At 54.1% G+C, this 19,208-nt stretch carries 12 protein-coding genes, 2 tRNA genes and 3 rRNA genes; 7 read left to right on the top strand and 10 right to left on the bottom strand.

What is annotated here, in order from left to right:
* Nucleotides 1–36 precede the first annotated feature (36 nt).
* Genes GNG29_RS19090 through trmB form a run of 3 tightly spaced genes read right to left on the bottom strand, consistent with a single transcriptional unit; the run spans nucleotide 37 to nucleotide 1,854 of the window.
* On the bottom strand, nucleotides 37–756 hold the full coding sequence (locus tag GNG29_RS19090) for a DUF2884 domain-containing protein (protein WP_103176932.1): 720 nt from the start codon (nucleotides 754–756) through the stop codon (nucleotides 37–39).
* A gap of 52 nt (nucleotides 757–808) precedes the next feature.
* Complete coding sequence (locus GNG29_RS19095; protein ID WP_103176933.1) at nucleotides 809–1,135, bottom strand: YggL family protein; 327 nt, start codon at nucleotides 1,133–1,135, stop codon at nucleotides 809–811.
* Entirely contained in the window at nucleotides 1,135–1,854 is a 720-nt protein-coding gene (gene trmB / locus GNG29_RS19100) for a tRNA (guanosine(46)-N7)-methyltransferase TrmB (RefSeq protein WP_103176934.1), read from the bottom strand. Before trmB ends, GNG29_RS19095 begins: the two co-directional genes overlap by 1 nt.
* 144 nt (nucleotides 1,855–1,998) lie before the next feature.
* On the opposite strand from trmB, the gene mutY reads away from it, so the two are divergent.
* From mutY to GNG29_RS19120, 4 genes are all read left to right on the top strand, one after another.
* Complete coding sequence (gene mutY / locus GNG29_RS19105) at nucleotides 1,999–3,051, top strand: A/G-specific adenine glycosylase (protein WP_103176935.1); 1,053 nt, start codon at nucleotides 1,999–2,001, stop codon at nucleotides 3,049–3,051.
* A 25-nt stretch (nucleotides 3,052–3,076) separates the two neighbouring features.
* Entirely contained in the window at nucleotides 3,077–3,349 is a 273-nt protein-coding gene (locus GNG29_RS19110) for an oxidative damage protection protein (protein ID WP_103176936.1), read from the top strand.
* 101 nt (nucleotides 3,350–3,450) lie between these two features.
* Nucleotides 3,451–4,530, top strand: coding sequence for a membrane-bound lytic murein transglycosylase MltC (gene mltC / locus GNG29_RS19115; RefSeq protein ID WP_103176937.1), 1,080 nt, complete (start codon nucleotides 3,451–3,453; stop codon nucleotides 4,528–4,530).
* A gap of 237 nt (nucleotides 4,531–4,767) precedes the next feature.
* Entirely contained in the window at nucleotides 4,768–6,024 is a 1,257-nt protein-coding gene (locus tag GNG29_RS19120) for a nucleoside permease (RefSeq protein ID WP_156655214.1), read from the top strand.
* A gap of 37 nt (nucleotides 6,025–6,061) precedes the next feature.
* On the opposite strand, the gene GNG29_RS19125 is transcribed toward GNG29_RS19120, so the two are convergent.
* Nucleotides 6,062–8,197 carry an ornithine decarboxylase gene (locus tag GNG29_RS19125; protein ID WP_156655215.1) on the bottom strand — a complete coding sequence of 712 codons (2,136 nt, stop codon included), beginning with the start codon at nucleotides 8,195–8,197 and terminating at the stop codon, nucleotides 6,062–6,064.
* Nucleotides 8,198–8,595: 398 nt separating this feature from the next.
* Here GNG29_RS19125 and GNG29_RS19130 point away from each other — a divergent pair, with 398 nt between their 5' ends.
* Nucleotides 8,596–9,306 carry a DUF554 domain-containing protein gene (locus tag GNG29_RS19130; RefSeq protein ID WP_156655216.1) on the top strand — a complete coding sequence of 237 codons (711 nt, stop codon included), beginning with the start codon at nucleotides 8,596–8,598 and terminating at the stop codon, nucleotides 9,304–9,306.
* A gap of 95 nt (nucleotides 9,307–9,401) precedes the next feature.
* Nucleotides 9,402–9,477: transfer RNA gene (locus GNG29_RS19135), tRNA-Phe, on the top strand.
* 601 nt (nucleotides 9,478–10,078) lie between these two features.
* On the opposite strand, the gene rrf is transcribed toward GNG29_RS19135, so the two are convergent.
* From rrf to GNG29_RS19165, 5 genes are all read right to left on the bottom strand, one after another.
* Nucleotides 10,079–10,194, bottom strand: a 5S ribosomal RNA gene (gene rrf / locus GNG29_RS19145).
* A gap of 195 nt (nucleotides 10,195–10,389) precedes the next feature.
* Nucleotides 10,390–13,295 (bottom strand): 23S ribosomal RNA (locus tag GNG29_RS19150).
* Between the two features lie 208 nt (nucleotides 13,296–13,503).
* A tRNA-Glu gene (locus GNG29_RS19155) sits at nucleotides 13,504–13,578 on the bottom strand.
* A gap of 87 nt (nucleotides 13,579–13,665) precedes the next feature.
* Nucleotides 13,666–15,205: ribosomal RNA gene (locus GNG29_RS19160) — 16S ribosomal RNA — on the bottom strand.
* The 16S, 23S and 5S rRNA genes sit together here with 1 tRNA gene alongside, the layout of an rRNA operon.
* A 448-nt stretch (nucleotides 15,206–15,653) precedes the next feature.
* Complete coding sequence (locus GNG29_RS19165; protein ID WP_103176941.1) at nucleotides 15,654–17,027, bottom strand: PTS transporter subunit EIIC; 1,374 nt, start codon at nucleotides 17,025–17,027, stop codon at nucleotides 15,654–15,656.
* Nucleotides 17,028–17,301: 274 nt separating this feature from the next.
* Here GNG29_RS19165 and GNG29_RS19170 point away from each other — a divergent pair, with 274 nt between their 5' ends.
* Nucleotides 17,302–18,501, top strand: a complete 1,200-nt coding sequence (locus tag GNG29_RS19170) for an enolase C-terminal domain-like protein (RefSeq protein ID WP_103176942.1) — start codon at nucleotides 17,302–17,304, stop codon at nucleotides 18,499–18,501.
* Here GNG29_RS19170 and GNG29_RS19175 read toward each other — a convergent pair.
* On the bottom strand, nucleotides 18,489–19,208 hold the full coding sequence (locus GNG29_RS19175; protein ID WP_156655217.1) for a GntR family transcriptional regulator: 720 nt from the start codon (nucleotides 19,206–19,208) through the stop codon (nucleotides 18,489–18,491). The two genes, GNG29_RS19170 and GNG29_RS19175, sit on opposite strands and share 13 nt — an antisense overlap.

Raw genomic sequence — 19,208 nt, forward strand, 5'->3', positions numbered from 1 at the left:
GAGAGGGTTAAGGTGAGGGGCCCAGAACGCACTAAACTACTTCAACGTCCCCACCAGCGCCTTTCGGCTCTCTTCCAGCGAGACAACACGCTTACACACATCTTTGCCAAAGCTCTGGAAATCCGCTTCCTGGTTTTTCCACTCGTTCTGAATGGCGGTTTGCAGGCCGCCCAGGCTACCCAGTACGCCCTGCAGCGGGTTGCCGCCGCCTTTCAGTACCGCTTTGGCGCCCATTTCGTTAATGCTGTCCTGCAGAATGCCGCCCATCGCCTGGTTCACCAGCTGCTGACCGTCGGCACGTACCTGATCGATCGCTTTATAGTGGAACGTCAGGCCATCGGTGCGATGCTCAATAATGCGGTTCATCTGCTCTTTTAACTGCGCGTCCAGTTTGGTGAGCCGCGAGCGCATGTTGCTGCTCTCACCTACCTCTTTCGCGATGATCTTATCCAGCGCGACACGGCCTTTTTCCACGCGGGTCTGTGCGCCTTCGTCGATCCACGGCAGCGCGCTGCGCAGATCGGCCTGGTAATCTTTTGCCTGTTCACGTTGGGCTGCGCTCAGCGTGTACTGCTTGCCGTTAAACATGACGTTGCCATCCGGGGTGATCACCAGATTGCCGTTCTCACCTTTTACCTGCACGGTTTGGGGACTCAGGATCACATCGTCACGCGGCGTGACTTCACATTTGTACTCTGCGTGAGCGGTGAGTGCCGTGGTCATTAAGGCCGCGGCGAGCAGCGTTTTGCGCATCATATATTCTCCCTCATACAAAATGGGCCAGCAATTGCTGGCCCCTGATGCTCTATTAGTCCCACCAAATGTCGAAAAGTTCGCTGATGCGCACCTCTTCGAATTTGTGGTCTTCCAGCCACTTACGCACAATGGCCTGATCTTCTTCGCTACACTTGCCGATCTCTTGTTTGCAGATCAAACCTTCCCACGCCAGGTAGCCGCTGCCGTCAAACGCCAGCTTGTTCGGCTCGATGACTTCATTGATGAAAGCGTCGACATCTTCATCAATTTTTTCTACGCTGGTGCCTTCCGGGAAACGCCATGCAACCGAAAAACCCACCTCCTGGAACTCCTCGATGTGCATTTTCTTACGCAGACGACGGCTACGGTTCTTTGCCATTATTTTACCCTCTCGAACATTAAGTCCCATACGCCGTGACCAAGACGATGGCCACGCTGTTCAAATTTGGTTACCGGACGCGATTCAGGACGCGGTACATAGTCATTGCTCGCAGACTGGTTTTTATACCCGTCCAGCGCCGACATCACCTCCAGCATATGTTCCGCATACTGTTCCCAGTCGGTTGCCATATGGAAAACACCACCCAGCTTCAGTTTGCTTCTGAGAAGCTCAGCAAACGGCGCCTGAACGATACGGCGTTTATTATGACGTGCTTTGTGCCACGGGTCAGGGAAAAAAAGCTGAACCATGCTCAGAGAATTGTCAGGGATCATCTTGTGCAGCACTTCTACCGCGTCGTGACACATCACGCGCAGGTTCTCGACGCCCTCTTCGTGGGCGGTCGCCAGACACGCACCGACGCCCGGGGAGTGCACTTCAATGCCGAGGAAGTTCTGCTCCGGGCGCGCTTTTGCCATGGTCACCAGCGAAGCGCCCATGCCAAAACCGATCTCAAGTGTAATTGGCGCGTCGCGGCCAAACAGCGCCACAAAGTCGAGCGGCTGTTCGGTGAACTCAACGCCCATCACCGGCCAGTAGTTATCCAGCGCGTGCTGCTGCCCTTTGGTCAGGCGCCCCTGACGGCGGACAAAGCTGCGAATACGGCGCAGCGGGCGACCGTTTTCATCAAATTCCGGTGATATGACGTCGTTTTTCATAAAAGAGTAGTCTGCTTGTGAGAATGTTCGGGAAACGGGCATTATCCAAAGTTAATGACCGGATGCAAGCATGGGAAAGATCCGGTTTACAGCCGCATGCCTCTGTGCTGCAATCTGCCTCCCTGATACCGCAAAGCGAAGACCATGCAAGCCTCTCAATTTTCAGCCCAGGTGCTGGACTGGTACGACAAATACGGGCGTAAAACCCTGCCCTGGCAAATTGAAAAAACACCGTACAAAGTATGGCTCTCAGAGGTGATGTTGCAACAAACGCAGGTCGCGACGGTTATCCCTTACTTTGAGCGCTTTATGGCGCGTTTTCCAACGGTGACCGATCTGGCTAACGCCCCGCTGGATGAAGTGCTGCATCTGTGGACCGGGCTCGGCTATTACGCCCGCGCCCGCAACCTGCATAAAGCCGCCCAGCAGGTGGTTTCGCTGCACGGTGGCACCTTCCCGGAAACCTTCGATGAAGTGGCCGCCCTGCCGGGCGTGGGGCGCTCCACCGCCGGGGCCATCCTTTCCCTCTCGCTGGGCAAACATTTCCCGATTCTCGACGGCAACGTTAAACGCGTGCTGGCGCGCTGCTACGCCGTCGGTGGCTGGCCGGGCAAGAAAGAGGTGGAGAAACGCCTCTGGGAGATCAGTGAAGCGGTCACTCCCGCTCAGGGTGTTGAACGCTTTAACCAGGCGATGATGGATTTAGGGGCAATGGTCTGCACCCGCTCGAAACCGAAATGCGAACTGTGCCCGCTGAATAATCTCTGCGTGGCCTATGCTAACCAGTCGTGGGCGCACTATCCCGGTAAAAAGCCGAAGCAGACCTTACCAGAACGTACCGGCTATTTTCTGCTGATGCAGCACGAGGAGACCGTCTGGCTCGCCCAGCGTCCGCCAAGCGGTTTATGGGGCGGTCTCTTCTGCTTCCCGCAGTTTGAGGATGAAGAGCATCTTCGCGACTGGCTGGCGCAACGCGGCATCCCTGCCGATACTCTTGTGCAGCTCACCGCGTTTCGCCATACCTTCAGCCACTTCCATCTGGATATTGTTCCAATGTGGCTTCCCGTGTCCTCATTCACGGCGTGCATGGATGAAGGCACCGCTCTCTGGTATAACTTAGCGCAACCGCCGTCAGTGGGGCTCGCGGCTCCCGTAGAGCGCCTGTTACAGCAATTACGTGTCGGAGCAACGGTTTAGCTCCGGGCGACAAAGAGGAATCAGTATGGCCAGAACAATTTTTTGCACCTTCCTGCAGCGTGAAGCAGAAGGCCAGGACTTCCAGCTCTATCCGGGCGATCTGGGTAAGCGCATCTATAACGAAATTTCGAAAGAGGCGTGGGCGCAGTGGCAACACAAGCAAACCATGCTGATTAACGAGCGCAAGCTCAACATGATGAACGTTGAACACCGCAAACAGCTTGAAGAGGAGATGGTCAATTTCCTGTTTGAAGGCAAAGACGTTCACATCGAAGGCTATACGCCACCAGAAAAATAATATCGTGCCGCCTTGCCTGGTCTACGGTTTGTAGGCCGGGTAAGCGTAGCGCCCCCGGCGAAAAGAGCCCCAGAACCAACACAACACGCACTCCTGGAATGATGAAAAAATTTTTAGCGCTTGCTCTTGTTGCACCGTTACTTGTTTCGTGTTCCTCCAGTAAGAAAGGCGATAGCTATAACGAAGCCTGGGTAAAGGACACCAACGGTTTTGACATTCTGATGGGGCAATTCGCCCATAACATCGAAAATATCTGGGGATTTAACGAGGTTCTGATCGCAGGACCAAAGGACTACGTTAAGTATACCGACGCTTACCAGACCCGCAGCCACATCAACTTTGACGAAGGTACTATTACCGTCGAGACCATCGCCGGAACCGATCCTGCGGCGCGTTTGCGCGAGGCGATCGTGAAAACCTTGCTGATGGGTGACGATCCGGGCTCTATCGACCTCTACTCCGATGCTGACGACATCACCATCTCCAAAGAGCCGTTCCTCTATGGCCAGGTGGTGGATCAAACCGGCCAGTCCATTCGCTGGGAAGGCCGTGCTAATAATTTTGCTAACTACCTGTTGCAGACGCGTCTGAAAAGCCGCAGCAATGGCCTGCGCGTTATCTACAGCGTGACCATTAACCTGGTGCCAAACCACCTCGATAAACGTGCTCATAAATATGTCGGAATGGTGCGCCAGGCGTCGCGTAAATATGGTGTCGATGAGTCGCTGATCCTGGCGATTATGCAGACCGAATCCTCGTTCAACCCCTACGCGGTGAGCCGTTCCGACGCGCTGGGCCTGATGCAGGTTGTGCAGCACAGCGCCGGGAAAGATGTGTTCCGCTCGCAGGGAAGATCGGGTATGCCAAGCCGCAGTTACCTGTTTGATCCTGCCAGCAATATCGACACCGGTACCGCCTACCTGGCGATGCTGAACAACGTCTACCTGAGCGGCATCGATAACCCGACCTCTCGCCGCTACGCGGTGATCACCGCCTACAACGGCGGCGCAGGCAGCGTGCTGCGCGTCTTCTCCAGCGATAAAATCCAGGCGGCAAACATTATCAACAGTATGTCACCGGGGGATGTATACCAGACCCTCACCAGCCGTCACCCTTCCGCAGAATCCCGCCGCTACCTCTACAAGGTCAATACGGCTCAGAAGAGCTATCGTAGAAAGTAGTGTGACTTTTTTACCCTCTCCTGCGCGGGGAGGGTAAAGAGTCCATCGATCCCCGCCCGCCTTACCCATAGGAAATTGTTATTTGCATCACAATCCAAACTGCAAATTAATGTTGATTGCATTTTTTTGCGGGAGGTAACAAAACATCACGCCACTCGCTGATAGAATTGCATCAAATCCAAAACCCAAATGTTTCTACACCAACATACAGCCCGCTCTCTTTGTGAGGAAAGTAACATGAACCTTAAGCTGCAGCTTAAAATCTTGTCGTTTCTGCAGTTCTGTCTGTGGGGGAGCTGGCTAACCACGCTCGGCTCCTACATGTTTGTCACCCTGAAATTCGATGGTGCTTCCATCGGCGCGGTCTATAGCTCGCTGGGCATTGCCGCGGTATTTATGCCGACCCTGCTCGGGATCGTGGCGGACAAATGGATCAGCGCGAAATGGCTTTACGCCTTCTGCCACCTGGTGGGGGCGGCCACGCTGTTTATGGCCGCGGGCGTAACCACGCCGGGGGCGATGTTTGTGGTGATCCTGCTTAACTCGCTGGCCTATATGCCAACGCTTGGGCTTGTGAACACCATCTCCTACTATCGCCTGAAAACGGCAGGTCTGGACATCGTGACCGACTTCCCGCCGATCCGTATCTGGGGCACCATCGGCTTTATCATGGCGATGTGGGCGGTGAGCTTCTCCGGCTTTGAGCTGAGCCATATGCAACTCTATATCGGCGCGGCGCTCTCCATCGTGCTGGTGCTGTTCACCCTGACCCTGCCCCACATTCCGGTCTCTAACCAGCAGACAAACCAGAGCTGGAGCTCCATGCTTGGCCTGGACGCGTTCGCGCTGTTTAAAAACAAACGCATGGCGATCTTCTTCATCTTCTCCATGCTGCTGGGCGCAGAGCTGCAGATCACTAACATGTTCGGCAACACCTTCCTGCACAGCTTTGATAACGACCCGCTGTTCTCCGGGAGCTTTATCGTTGAACATGCCTCGGTGATGATGTCCATTTCGCAGATCTCCGAAACGCTGTTCATTCTGACCATCCCGTTCTTCCTGAGCCGCTACGGTATCAAGAACGTCATGATGATCAGTATTTTCGCGTGGATGCTGCGCTTCGGCCTGTTCGCCTACGGCGACCCGTCAGCCTTCGGTACCGTGCTGCTGGTGCTGTCGATGATTGTCTACGGCTGCGCCTTCGACTTCTTCAACATCTCCGGTTCCGTCTTTGTGGAGAAAGAGGTACGTCCGGAAATTCGCGCCAGCGCCCAGGGCATGTTCCTGATGATGACCAACGGCTTCGGCTGTATTCTCGGCGGCGTGGTGAGCGGTAAGGTTGTGGAGATGTATACCACCAACGGTATTACCGACTGGCAGCCGGTATGGCTGATCTTTGCAGGCTACTCGCTGGTACTGGCCTTCGCGTTCATGGTGCTGTTCAAGTACAAACATGTTCGTACCCCAACAGGTGTGCAGACCGTCGCACATTAATCTGTGAAATCCCCCTCCCTGCGGAGGGGGATTTTTTTTACTTCAGAACATACCCGTACAAACGCTTGATCCCGTCCGCATCCTTTTCGCTGTAAACGCCCTGCAGTTCCGGAGAAAAACCGGGTAACAGGTTGACGCCCTCTTCCAGCGCCAGGAAGTAACGCTGCACCGCTCCACCCCACAGTTCGCCCGGCACCACACACAGCACCCCTGGCGGGTATGGCAACGCCCCTTCCGCCGCGATACGCCCTTCGGCTTCGCTGATGCGCACCAGCTCGACGTCACCGCGAATAAAGGCCTGGTTAGCATCCTGCGGATTCATCGCCACGGTGGGCAGGCTCTCTTTGCGGAACATCGCCTTTTGCAGATCCTTCACGTCAAAGCTGACATACAGATCGTGCATCTCCTGGCAAAGCTGACGCAGCGTGTAGTCGCGGTAGCGGACCGGATATTTGTTCCAGATGGTCGGCAGGACATCCGCCAGCGGGGTGTCATCTTCAATGTGCTGCTCAAACTGGCCCAGCATCGCCACCAGTTGCGCCATCTTCTCGGCGCTCTCCGCCGGGGTCAGCAGGAAGAGAATGGAGTTGAGATCGCACTTCTCCGGGACAATGCCTTTCTCGCGCAAGTAGTGCGCCAGAATGGTCGCCGGGATGCCAAAGTCGGTGTACTCCCCGCTTTCAGCATCGATGCCCGGCGTGGTCAGCAGCAGCTTGCACGGGTCGACAAAGTACTGCTCTTCGGCATACCCCTCAAAGCCGTGCCATTTCGCCCCCGGTTCAAAGCTGAAGAAACGCAGCTCGCTGGCAATCGCATGGGTAGGATGATCCTGCCACGGACGCCCGGCCACCACCGGCGGGATAAACGGCTTAATCATTTTACAGTTGGCGATAATCGCCTTGCGCGCTTCGATGCCCATCTCAACGCATTCGGCCCACAGCCGACGCCCGCTCTCCCCTTCGTGGATTTTGGCGTTCACGTCAAGGGCCGCAAACAGCGGATAGAACGGGCTGGTGGACGCATGCAGCATAAAGGCATTATTCAGGCGCTTATGCGGGCAGAAACGCGCCTGACCGCGGATATGGTTATCCTTTTTGTGGATCTGCGAGGTCTGGGAGAACCCGGCCTGCTGTTTGTGCACCGACTGAGTGACAAAGATCCCCGGATCGTTCTCGTTTAGCTCCAGCAGCAGCGGCGAGCTGTCGGCCATCATCGGGATAAACTGCTCGTAGCCTACCCACGCCGAGTCGAAGAGGATGTAGTCGCACAGCTGGCCGATTTTATCGATCACCTGACGGGCGTTATAGATGGTGCCGTCATAGGTGCCGAGCTGGATCACCGCCAGGCGGAACGGACGGGCTTCCAGAGCTTTTTCCGGAGCAACATCACGGATCAACTCCCGCAGGTACGCCTCGTCAAAACAGCGATCGTCGATGCCGCCAATAAAGCCAAAGGGGTTGCGCGCCGCTTCGAGGTAAACCGGCGTGGCACCCGCCTGGATCAGCGCCCCATGATGGTTGGACTTATGGTTATTGCGGTCAAACAGCACCAGATCGCCACGGGTCAGCAGCGCGTTAGTCACCACCTTGTTGGCGGCTGAGGTGCCATTAAGAACGAAATAGGTTTTGTCGGCATTGAATACTTTCGCCGCAAACTTTTGCGCATGTTTGGCAGACCCTTCATGGATCAGCAGATCGCCGAGCTTGACGTCGGCGTTGCACATATCGGCACGAAAGAGGTTCTCGCCAAAGAAATCGAAAAACTGGCGGCCGGCGGGATGCTTCTTAAAGAATGCGCCGTGCTGGTGCCCCGGACAGGCAAAGGTGCTGTTATCCATTGCTACATACTGACTAAGGGTGTCGAAAAACGGCGGCAACAGATTCTCTTCATAGCGACAGGCCGCCGCTTCCAGCTCAAGCCACTCCTGTGCCTTACCGTCGATTACCGCATCGACACCCGCAGGCGCGTCTACCGGCTCTGGTGAGAACAGATAAACAGGTAAATGAAAACCGGTGCGTTTCAGTAATGCGAGGATGCCGCTGTGGCTTTCAGCGACGGTAATGACGACTGCCGCCACATCCGTAAAATCGGTGTTATCCAGCGTCACCACTTCCCGGTGCGTGGATAAGGCGGAGGCCAGCTCACGGCTGACGGCAATTTTCATTGATTTCATAAGCGCAAATACCCGTGCAAGGCGAGAAAAAGCCCCGGACAGGGAGTCCCCCTGCCCAACGAATGTGTCTGACCGGAGTTCAGCTCCGACCGCCAGACATCAGTAAAAACAGAGCGCGTCTGGTTTTACTGCTGTCCTGCAGTGAGCCTGCGTTACCCTCACCGCATGGTGAGCTTAGAATAAGCGGTGTGGATACGGCCAGCCATTCGTACAGCGAGAGAAAGTCTGTTCATGGGCGGCCCCGTATCTGAGAGGAGAAAATTCGCGCAATAATGTCACCTTTCGCCAGGAGGCGCAAGGAGGAATCATTATGCAAAAAATAGCATTACTTTTGGCGGTTACTCACTGAAAAGAGTAATAATAATGCAATATCAATGAGTAAATAACAGGAGTTCATAGTGGTTATTGGACCATTTATTAATGCCGGAGCCGTGCTGCTCGGTGGTGTACTGGGTGCCATGCTCAGCCAGCGATTACCGGAGCGTATCCGCTCCTCCATGCCCTCAATCTTCGGTCTGGCGTCGTTAGGCATTGGCATTTTGCTGGTCATCAAATGCGCCAACCTGCCGGTAATGGTGCTGGCGACCCTGCTTGGGGCGCTGATTGGCGAGTTTTGTTATCTGGAAAAGGGTATTAATAGCGCCGTCGGCAAAGCGAAAAATTTACTCTCACGGGGTAAACAGAAAGGCGGTGGCCACGACGCATTTATCCAGAACTACGTCGCCATCATTATTCTCTTCTGCGCCAGCGGCACGGGGATATTTGGCTCAATGCAGGAAGGGATGACCGGCGATCCCAGTATCCTCATCGCCAAAGCCTTTCTCGATTTCTTTACCGCCACAATCTTTGCAACCACGCTGGGGATTGCCGTCGCCGCGATCTCTGTGCCCATGCTGCTTATCCAGCTCGTGCTTGCAACCTGCGCCACGCTGCTGCTACCGCTAACCACTCCGGCGATGATGGCTGACTTTACCGCCGTGGGCGGCCTGCTGCTGCTGGCGACGGGGCTGCGGATCTGCGGTATCAAGATGTTTGCAGTGGTGAATATGCTGCCTGCGCTGGCAATCGCCATGCCGCTCTCTGCCCTGTGGACAGTGTTTTTTGCCTGATAATGCAGCAAAGTGGCGACAGAGTGTGCGGTCAGTAGCGAAACCAACAAATTTCGTTGACGACAGAGGGTAGATCGGGTTTAATGCGCCCCGTTGCCCGGATAGCTCAGTCGGTAGAGCAGGGGATTGAAAATCCCCGTGTCCTTGGTTCGATTCCGAGTCCGGGCACCACTATTTAAAGAACCCGCCCAAAAGGCGGGTTTTTGCTTTCTGAGAGCCGGACATCTTCATCGAACGATGTTCGATTATTCGCCGCAAGCGGCTCACCCCTTCGGGGCCAGCGCGGCAAGCACGCTGTTCAACGCCTCCGGCGTTAGTCCGGGTCCGGGCACCACTATTTAAAGAACCCGCCCAAAAGGCGGGTTTTTGCTTTTGGCAAAACAGAATTTAACAACGGCCCTTTCTCTTCCAGCTTTACTGTCAACGCTTCCGGGCATCTATCAGTACGTCAGCAGCGTTGAACCATTCTGACGTCTTATTTGTGGCACACAGGCGTTGTGGAAGGCTTAACCTCTTCAAAGCAGTTCCCCCTCCCCTGGCCTTTCTCGCGTCTTACCGTCGTTAAAACCGCACTCTGCGTAACGATCGATATAGACCACACGATCGCTAGATGGCTGTTAAGTCATCGGGAAATGCACATGGCAGTGCACGATATTGCTGAACAATCGACAGGGTGACCCGTAGGCCGGGTAAGGCGAAGCCGCCACCCGGCTTTTTTAACGCCCAACGCAAAAAGCCCATCCGTGAGGATGGGCTTTCGGCTTTAATTGATGCCTGGCAGTTCCCTACTCTCGCATGGGGAGACCCCACACTACCATCGGCGCTACGGCGTTTCACTTCTGAGTTCGGCATGGGGTCAGGTGGGACCACCGCGCTACAGCCGCCAGGCAAATTCTTGGTGCTCTGTACGCAATACTTTATCGCATCAGCCGCGTTGGCCGCGCTCGTAAAGTCAGTCACATACTTCAGTATGCTCCTTCCTTTCCTTCGCTTGCCGCCTTGCTGCTGCGCAAACTATTGTGTACTTAACTCTGAATCAATGCTGAAAATCTCTCAAATCCACCGAAACAGCTTCGGCGTTGTAAGGTTAAGCCTCACGGTTCATTAGTACCGGTTAGCTCAACGCATCGCTGCGCTTACACACCCGGCCTATCAACGTCGTCGTCTTCAACGTTCCTTCAGGAGCCTTAAAGGCTCAGGGAGAACTCATCTCGGGGCAAGTTTCGTGCTTAGATGCTTTCAGCACTTATCTCTTCCGCATTTAGCTACCGGGCAGTGCCATTGGCATGACAACCCGAACACCAGTGATGCGTCCACTCCGGTCCTCTCGTACTAGGAGCAGCCCCCCTCAATTCTCCAGCGCCCACGGCAGATAGGGACCGAACTGTCTCACGACGTTCTAAACCCAGCTCGCGTACCACTTTAAATGGCGAACAGCCATACCCTTGGGACCTACTTCAGCCCCAGGATGTGATGAGCCGACATCGAGGTGCCAAACACCGCCGTCGATATGAACTCTTGGGCGGTATCAGCCTGTTATCCCCGGAGTACCTTTTATCCGTTGAGCGATGGCCCTTCCATACAGAACCACCGGATCACTATGACCTGCTTTCGCACCTGCTCGAGCCGTCACTCTCGCAGTCAAGCCAGCTTATGCCATTGCACTAACCTCCTGATGTCCGACCAGGATTAGCTGACCTTCGTGCTCCTCCGTTACTCTTTAGGAGGAGACCGCCCCAGTCAAACTACCCACCAGACACTGTCCGCAACCCGGGTAACGGGTCTACGTTAGAACACCAGCCATTAAAGGGTGGTATTTCAAGGACGGCTCCACGCAGACTGGCGTCCACGCTTCAAAGCCTCCCACCTATCCTACACATCAAGGACCAGTGTTCAGTGTCAAGCTATAGTAAAGGTTCACGGGGTCTTTCCGTCTTGCCGCGGGTACACTGCATCTTCACAGCGATTTCAATTTCACTGAGTCTCGGGTGGAGACAGCCTGGCCATCATTACGCCATTCGTGCAGGTCGGAACTTACCCGACAAGGAATTTCGCTACCTTAGGACCGTTATAGTTACGGCCGCCGTTTACCGGGGCTTCGATCAAGAGCTTCGCGTTGCCGCTAACCCCATCAATTAACCTTCCGGCACCGGGCAGGCGTCACACCGTATACGTCCACTTTCGTGTTTGCACAGTGCTGTGTTTTTAATAAACAGTTGCAGCCAGCTGGTATCTTCGACTGATTTCAGCTCCACCCGCAGGGGCTTCACCTACATATCAGCGTGCCTTCTCCCGAAGTTACGGCACCATTTTGCCTAGTTCCTTCACCCGAGTTCTCTCAAGCGCCTTGGTATTCTCTACCTGACCACCTGTGTCGGTTTGGGGTACGATTTGGTGTTACCTGATGCTTAGAGGCTTTTCCTGGAAGCAGGGCATTTGTTGCTTCAGCACCGTAGTGCCTCGTCATCACACCTCAGCGTTAATAAGGTACCGGATTTACCTGGAACCTCCGCCTACATGCTTAAACCGGGACAACCGTCGCCCGGCCAACATAGCCTTCTCCGTCCCCCCTTCGCAGTAACACCGAGTACAGGAATATTAACCTGTTTCCCATCGACTACGCCTTTCGGCCTCGCCTTAGGGGTCGACTCACCCTGCCCCGATTAACGTTGGACAGGAACCCTTGGTCTTCCGGCGAGCGGGCTTTTCACCCGCTTTATCGTTACTTATGTCAGCATTCGCACTTCTGATACCTCCAGCATGCCTCACAGCACACCTTCGCAGGCTTACAGAACGCTCCCCTACCCAACAACACATAGTGTCGCTGCCGCAGCTTCGGTGCATGGTTTAGCCCCGTTACATCTTCCGCGCAGGCCGACTCGACCAGTGAGCTATTACGCTTTCTTTAAATGATGGCTGCTTCTAAGCCAACATCCTGGCTGTCTGTGCCTTCCCACATCGTTTCCCACTTAACCATGACTTTGGGACCTTAGCTGGCGGTCTGGGTTGTTTCCCTCTTCACGACGGACGTTAGCACCCGCCGTGTGTCTCCCGTGATAACATTCTCCGGTATTCGCAGTTTGCATCGGGTTGGTAAGCCGGGATGGCCCCCTAGCCGAAACAGTGCTCTACCCCCGGAGATGAATTCACGAGGCGCTACCTAAATAGCTTTCGGGGAGAACCAGCTATCTCCCGGTTTGATTGGCCTTTCACCCCCAGCCACAGGTCATCCGCTAATTTTTCAACATTAGTCGGTTCGGTCCTCCAGTTAGTGTTACCCAACCTTCAACCTGCCCATGGCTAGATCACCGGGTTTCGGGTCTATACCCTGCAACTTAACGCCCAGTTAAGACTCGGTTTCCCTTCGGCTCCCCTATACGGTTAACCTTGCTACAGAATATAAGTCGCTGACCCATTATACAAAAGGTACGCAGTCACACCCCGAAGGATGCTCCCACTGCTTGTACGTACACGGTTTCAGGTTCTTTTTCACTCCCCTCGCCGGGGTTCTTTTCGCCTTTCCCTCACGGTACTGGTTCACTATCGGTCAGTCAGGAGTATTTAGCCTTGGAGGATGGTCCCCCCATATTCAGACAGGATACCACGTGTCCCGCCCTACTCTTCGAGTTCACAGCCTGTGTGCTTTCGTGTACGGGAGTATCACCCTGTACCCTGCGACTTTCCAGACGCTTCCACTAACACACAAGCTGATTCAGACTCCGGGCTGCTCCCCGTTCGCTCGCCGCTACTGGGGGAATCTCGGTTGATTTCTTTTCCTCGGGGTACTTAGATGTTTCAGTTCCCCCGGTTCGCCTCGTTAGCCTATGTATTCAGCTAACGATAGTGTGACGAATCACACTGGGTTTCCCCATTCGGACATCGCCGGGTCAAGGGTTCATATCACCTCGCCGGCGCTTTTCGCAGATTAGCACGTCCTTCATCGCCTCTGACTGCCAGGGCATCCACCGTGTACGCTTAGTCGCTTAACCTCACAACCCGAAGCTGTTTCACTTCGCGTTGTGAAAATTTGAGAGACTCGAACACACCTTCATCTGTTCTTATTACGGAGAACAGACACAGTGTGTCGTTTCAATTTTCAGCTTGATCCAGATTTTTAAAGAGCAAATATCGCAAACATGACTCTGAAGTCAGTTTTGAGATACTGATTGGTTGTGCCTTTCACTCACACCCAGCAAGTGGCGTCCCCTAGGGGATTCGAACCCCTGTTGCCGCCGTGAAAGGGCGGAGTCCTAACCGCTAGACGAAGGGGACACGAGGTGTCACGACTTCGCAGCCGTCTTGCTTTCTACTTTCTATCAGACAATCTGTGTGAGCACTGCAAAGGCAGGTTCTTTAAGGTAAGGAGGTGATCCAACCGCAGGTTCCCCTACGGTTACCTTGTTACGACTTCACCCCAGTCATGAATCACAAAGTGGTAAGCGCCCTCCCGAAGGTTAAGCTACCTACTTCTTTTGCAACCCACTCCCATGGTGTGACGGGCGGTGTGTACAAGGCCCGGGAACGTATTCACCGTAGCATTCTGATCTACGATTACTAGCGATTCCGACTTCATGGAGTCGAGTTGCAGACTCCAATCCGGACTACGACGCACTTTATGAGGTCCGCTTGCTCTCGCGAGGTCGCTTCTCTTTGTATGCGCCATTGTAGCACGTGTGTAGCCCTACTCGTAAGGGCCATGATGACTTGACGTCATCCCCACCTTCCTCCAGTTTATCACTGGCAGTCTCCTTTGAGTTCCCGGCCTAACCGCTGGCAACAAAGGATAAGGGTTGCGCTCGTTGCGGGACTTAACCCAACATTTCACAACACGAGCTGACGACAGCCATGCAGCACCTGTCTCAGAGTTCCCGAAGGCACCAAGCCATCTCTGGCAAGTTCTCTGGATGTCAAGAGTAGGTAAGGTTCTTCGCGTTGCATCGAATTAAACCACATGCTCCACCGCTTGTGCGGGCCCCCGTCAATTCATTTGAGTTTTAACCTTGCGGCCGTACTCCCCAGGCGGTCGACTTAACGCGTTAGCTCCGGAAGCCACGCCTCAAGGGCACAACCTCCAAGTCGACATCGTTTACGGCGTGGACTACCAGGGTATCTAATCCTGTTTGCTCCCCACGCTTTCGCACCTGAGCGTCAGTCTTTGTCCAGGGGGCCGCCTTCGCCACCGGTATTCCTCCAGATCTCTACGCATTTCACCGCTACACCTGGAATTCTACCCCCCTCTACAAGACTCAAGCCTGCCAGTTTCAAATGCAGTTCCCAGGTTGAGCCCGGGGATTTCACATCTGACTTAACAGACCGCCTGCGTGCGCTTTACGCCCAGTAATTCCGATTAACGCTTGCACCCTCCGTATTACCGCGGCTGCTGGCACGGAGTTAGCCGGTGCTTCTTCTGCGAGTAACGTCAATCACTGTGGTTATTAACCACAATGCCTTCCTCCTCGCTGAAAGTACTTTACAACCCGAAGGCCTTCTTCATACACGCGGCATGGCTGCATCAGGCTTGCGCCCATTGTGCAATATTCCCCACTGCTGCCTCCCGTAGGAGTCTGGACCGTGTCTCAGTTCCAGTGTGGCTGGTCATCCTCTCAGACCAGCTAGGGATCGTCGCCTAGGTGAGCCATTACCCCACCTACTAGCTAATCCCATCTGGGCACATCCGATGGCAAGAGGCCCGAAGGTCCCCCTCTTTGGTCTTGCGACATTATGCGGTATTAGCTACCGTTTCCAGTAGTTATCCCCCTCCATCAGGCAGTTTCCCAGACATTACTCACCCGTCCGCCACTCGTCACCCGAGAGCAAGCTCTCTGTGCTACCGTTCGACTTGCATGTGTTAGGCCTGCCGCCAGCGTTCAATCTGAGCCATGATCAAACTCTTCAATTTAAGTTTGATGCTCGTGAATTAAACTTCGTAATGAATTACGTGTTCACTCAGAGACTTGGTATTTATTTTTCGTCCGAGGACGTTAAGAATCCATGTCACTTTGAGTGCCCACACAGATTGTCTGATAAATTGTTAAAGAGCAGTGCAACGTGGCTTTCGCTCACCGTTGCGAGGTGGCGTATATTACGCTTTCCTCTTTCAGAGTCAAGCGATTATTTTCGCTTTTCTCCTCAACCGGCCCGGCTGTTAGTGTGAAGTGATTCACATCCGCCGTGTCGATGGAGGCGCATTATAGGGAGTTCTCCGGCGCCCGCAACCCTTAAATGTCATAAAAATGACTGACTGCTGCATTCCCCAGCAAAAGCCCGCCTTATACCTGATTACCCACAGAGTTATCCACAAACATGCTGATATTCTCTGCTATATAGAGGCTAAGGCGGGTTCAGAATCACGCTGCGGTCTGTTCTTTGCGTACCAGAAGGGTGGTAAGTATAAAGGAGAGCACCAGCGAGATCGCCACACCCGCCAGAGCAAAGATAAAGTACGGCCCTATATAAGCAGGCAAACTGAAGATGCTTGACAGGATATAGCCATAGAGGCGCACCCCGAAGAAGGCGATAAAGGCTGATGCCAGCGAGCTGGCCACCGTGGCGGCGATAAAAGCTTTCTTGTAGCGCGTCAGGACGCCAAAGAGTGCCGGTTCGGTAATCCCCAGCAGCGCAGAGATGGCTGCCGACAGCGTAACGGTCTTCTCCTGACGGTCTCGGCTCAGCCGCCAGATAGCAAATGTCGCCCCCGCAATCGCCATATTGGCCATAAACATCATCGGCATCAGCATGTCGTAACCACGGTCGCTGAAGTTTTGCAGGGCAATCGGCGTCATTGCGTGATGCATACCGGTCAGGATCGCCACCGGACGGATAGCCCCGACGATAAGCCCGGCAAAGCTGGCCGACACGCCAAACAGTCCTTCTATAAAGAAGGCGAGTCCTTTACCCAGCCAAATGCCCACGGGGCCGATCACCACCAGTGCCGCCAGGGCGCCTATAAAGAGGGAAAGCGTTGGTGTGAACACGGTTTTCAATACATCCGGCATAATGCTGTCTACCCAGCGATGGATATAGCTTAATGCCAGCACCGAGAAGATCACCGGAATGACGCTCGAGGCATAGTTAAAGACGGAGACCGGTATGGCATTCATTAACCAGAGCGCGCTGACCGCCCCTTCCTGATGTGTCGCCAGGGCTTTCGCTGCTTCTATTAAGGAGGGATACATCAGACAGGCGGCAACCGCCGCGGCAAGATACTCATTCGTTTTGAAGATCTTTGCCGCCGACACGGCAAGAAAGAAAGGCAGAAAATAGAACACGCCGCTGGCAATCAGGTCGATAACCATAACAGTATCGCTTTTCGCTGATACCAACTTCAGTGCAATCAGCCCGGCCAGCAGCCCTTTTATCATCCCGGCCCCGGCAATGGCCGGAACAATCGGGCCAAACACGCCCGAGACGGTATCCATAAAGAGGGAGACCAGACTTTTACGCCCCTTCGTCGCCGTCGGCGCCTGATCGCCCCCTTGACCGAGTACCTTAACCATTTGCACGTACCAGCTGTTCACCTTCGGCCCAATAATCACCTGAAACTGATCGCTCTGCAGTTGCGCGCCCAGCACGCCCGGCAGATTTTTTATCGCGGTCTGATCAACTTTGTTATCGTCGATAAGATCAAACCGTAGCCGCGTCATACAGTGCCAGACTTTATTAATATTCCCCTGGCCGCCGACCAGATAAATAATATTGTTGATGGCTTCTTGCATCCCCATAAAGACTCCTGCCGGTATGGTTGTTGTTTTATTGATGCTCCGAGAATAATTAACCCCCCCATACAAAACAAACCAATAAAATTTGACACCGCTCACACTTAACCATCTAAAAGACGGTAAAACAATATGCAATGCACAATTGGTACGGTTTTTAATTAAAATAGAATAAAATAACTGACCAAAATAAATAATAAAAAAATGGTTTACCTGTAAACATTTTTGGGGCGATGATATTCCCATTCCGTATTTCCACAGCGCAGCAAAGGAGTTTTTCGTGACGCCTGTGATTATCAAAAATATCGAGTGTTTTATTACGCGCCCGGACCGACATAACCTGGTGACCGTGCGCGTCACCACCGAAAACGGGCCCATTGGACACGGTTGCGCCACCTTCCAGCAACGCCCGCTGGCGGTGAAAACCCTGGTGGATGAGTACCTTAAGCCGCTGCTCATCGGCCGGGATGCCAATAACATCGAAGATCTGTGGCAAATGATGAACGTTAACGCTTACTGGCGTAACGGTCCGGCAATGAACAACGCGATTTCAGGCGTGGATATGGCTCTGTGGGATATTAAAGGGCAACTGGCCGGAATGCCGCTTTATCAGCTGCTGGGTGGAAAAGCCCGTGATGCGATCCCGGCTTACAGCCACGCCAGCGGCGAAACGCTGGAGGAACTCTTTGCCTCCGTTGATAAACTGGTGGCGCAAGGCTATCGGCATATCCGCTGCCAGCTTGGTTTTTATGGCGGAACGCCATCGGCGTTACATGCCCCGGAAAATCCGACGTCAGGGGCCTGGTTCGATCAGCATGAATACATCGCGAATACCGTGGAGATGTTCCGCACCCTGCGCGAAAAATATGGCTGGAAACTCCATTTCTTACACGACGTTCATGAGCGATTATTCCCGCAGCAGGCGGTGCAACTGGCAAAACAACTTGAGCCTTACCAACCCTACTTTATTGAAGATATTTTACCGCCGCAGCAGAGTGCCTGGCTGGAACAGGTTCGCCAGCAGAGCTGCGTGCCGCTGGCGATGGGCGAGCTCTTCAATAATCCCGCTGAATGGCACGAGCTGATTGTGAACCGCCGCATCGACTTTATTCGCTGCCACATCTCGCAGATTGGCGGCATTACACCGGCGCTGAAGCTTGCGCATCTCTGTCAGGCCTTCGGCGTGCGTCTCGCCTGGCATGGCCCCGGCGATATGACCCCTATCGGCGTGGCGGTAAATACGCACCTGAACATTCATTTGCATAATGCCGCCATTCAGGAATTTATTCCGCGTTCTGCCGCCACCGACAGCGTATTCCCTGGCGCGCCTGAGGTGAAAGACGGGTTTGTTTATCCGCCGACAGCGCCCGGCATCGGCACCGCCTTCAATGAAGAGCGAGCTCTGGCCTATCCGTTGGTTTATCGCCCGCATGAATGGACGCAAAGCCGCCTGCCGGACGGCTCGATTCACACGCCCTGATGTTGTCGCCAGGCTAAATTATCGCGGTTATACGGGCTGACCCAGGTGCAGGTGTAGTTGATATCAATAATATCGCTCACCTCAAAGACCCGACCCCCCTCCAGTATTCCACGATTATTAATATGCATTGCTGGGCTGCCTTTTTTGCAGCCCAGTATTACCGCCTGCTCCCGGCTGACGCTGACCGCCCGGTAGGTGGTCAGCATATGGGAAATGATCATTCCTTTATTTAAGACGTACTGCTGAATGGAACGCTCAATCGCCTGCTGATTAAGATCGGGGAAATCGGCGGCCGGCATGCTGGACACTTCCAGCTGTACGGGCTGGTCATCGACATAGCGCAGGCGGCAAAAGTGCCAGATAAAACTCTCTTCATCGATGCCGAAGATCTGCTGCGCCGCGCGATCGGGCCTCCTCTTATGCAGGCTAATCATCCGGTAACGCATCTGATCGAATCGCTTTTCCGTGATCGAATTATAAATCAGCGGATTATTGCGCGCATGCTCGTTGATCCAGATCCCCGAGCCCTGCACGATCCGCACCACGCCAATACTGACCAGTTTTTCCAGCGCCTGGCGGATGGTGAAACGCGAGACGCCATACTCTTCGGCCAGCTGTCTTTCAGGAGGAAGTTTACGTGGCCCTGCCGTGGTGTCCTGATAGATTTTGCTCAACAGATCCTGGGTCACAAACTCTTTCTTTTTCAT

The sequence above is a fragment of the Leclercia sp. Colony189 genome, from assembly GCF_009740165.1.
Classification (GTDB): Bacteria; Pseudomonadota; Gammaproteobacteria; order Enterobacterales; family Enterobacteriaceae; genus Enterobacter.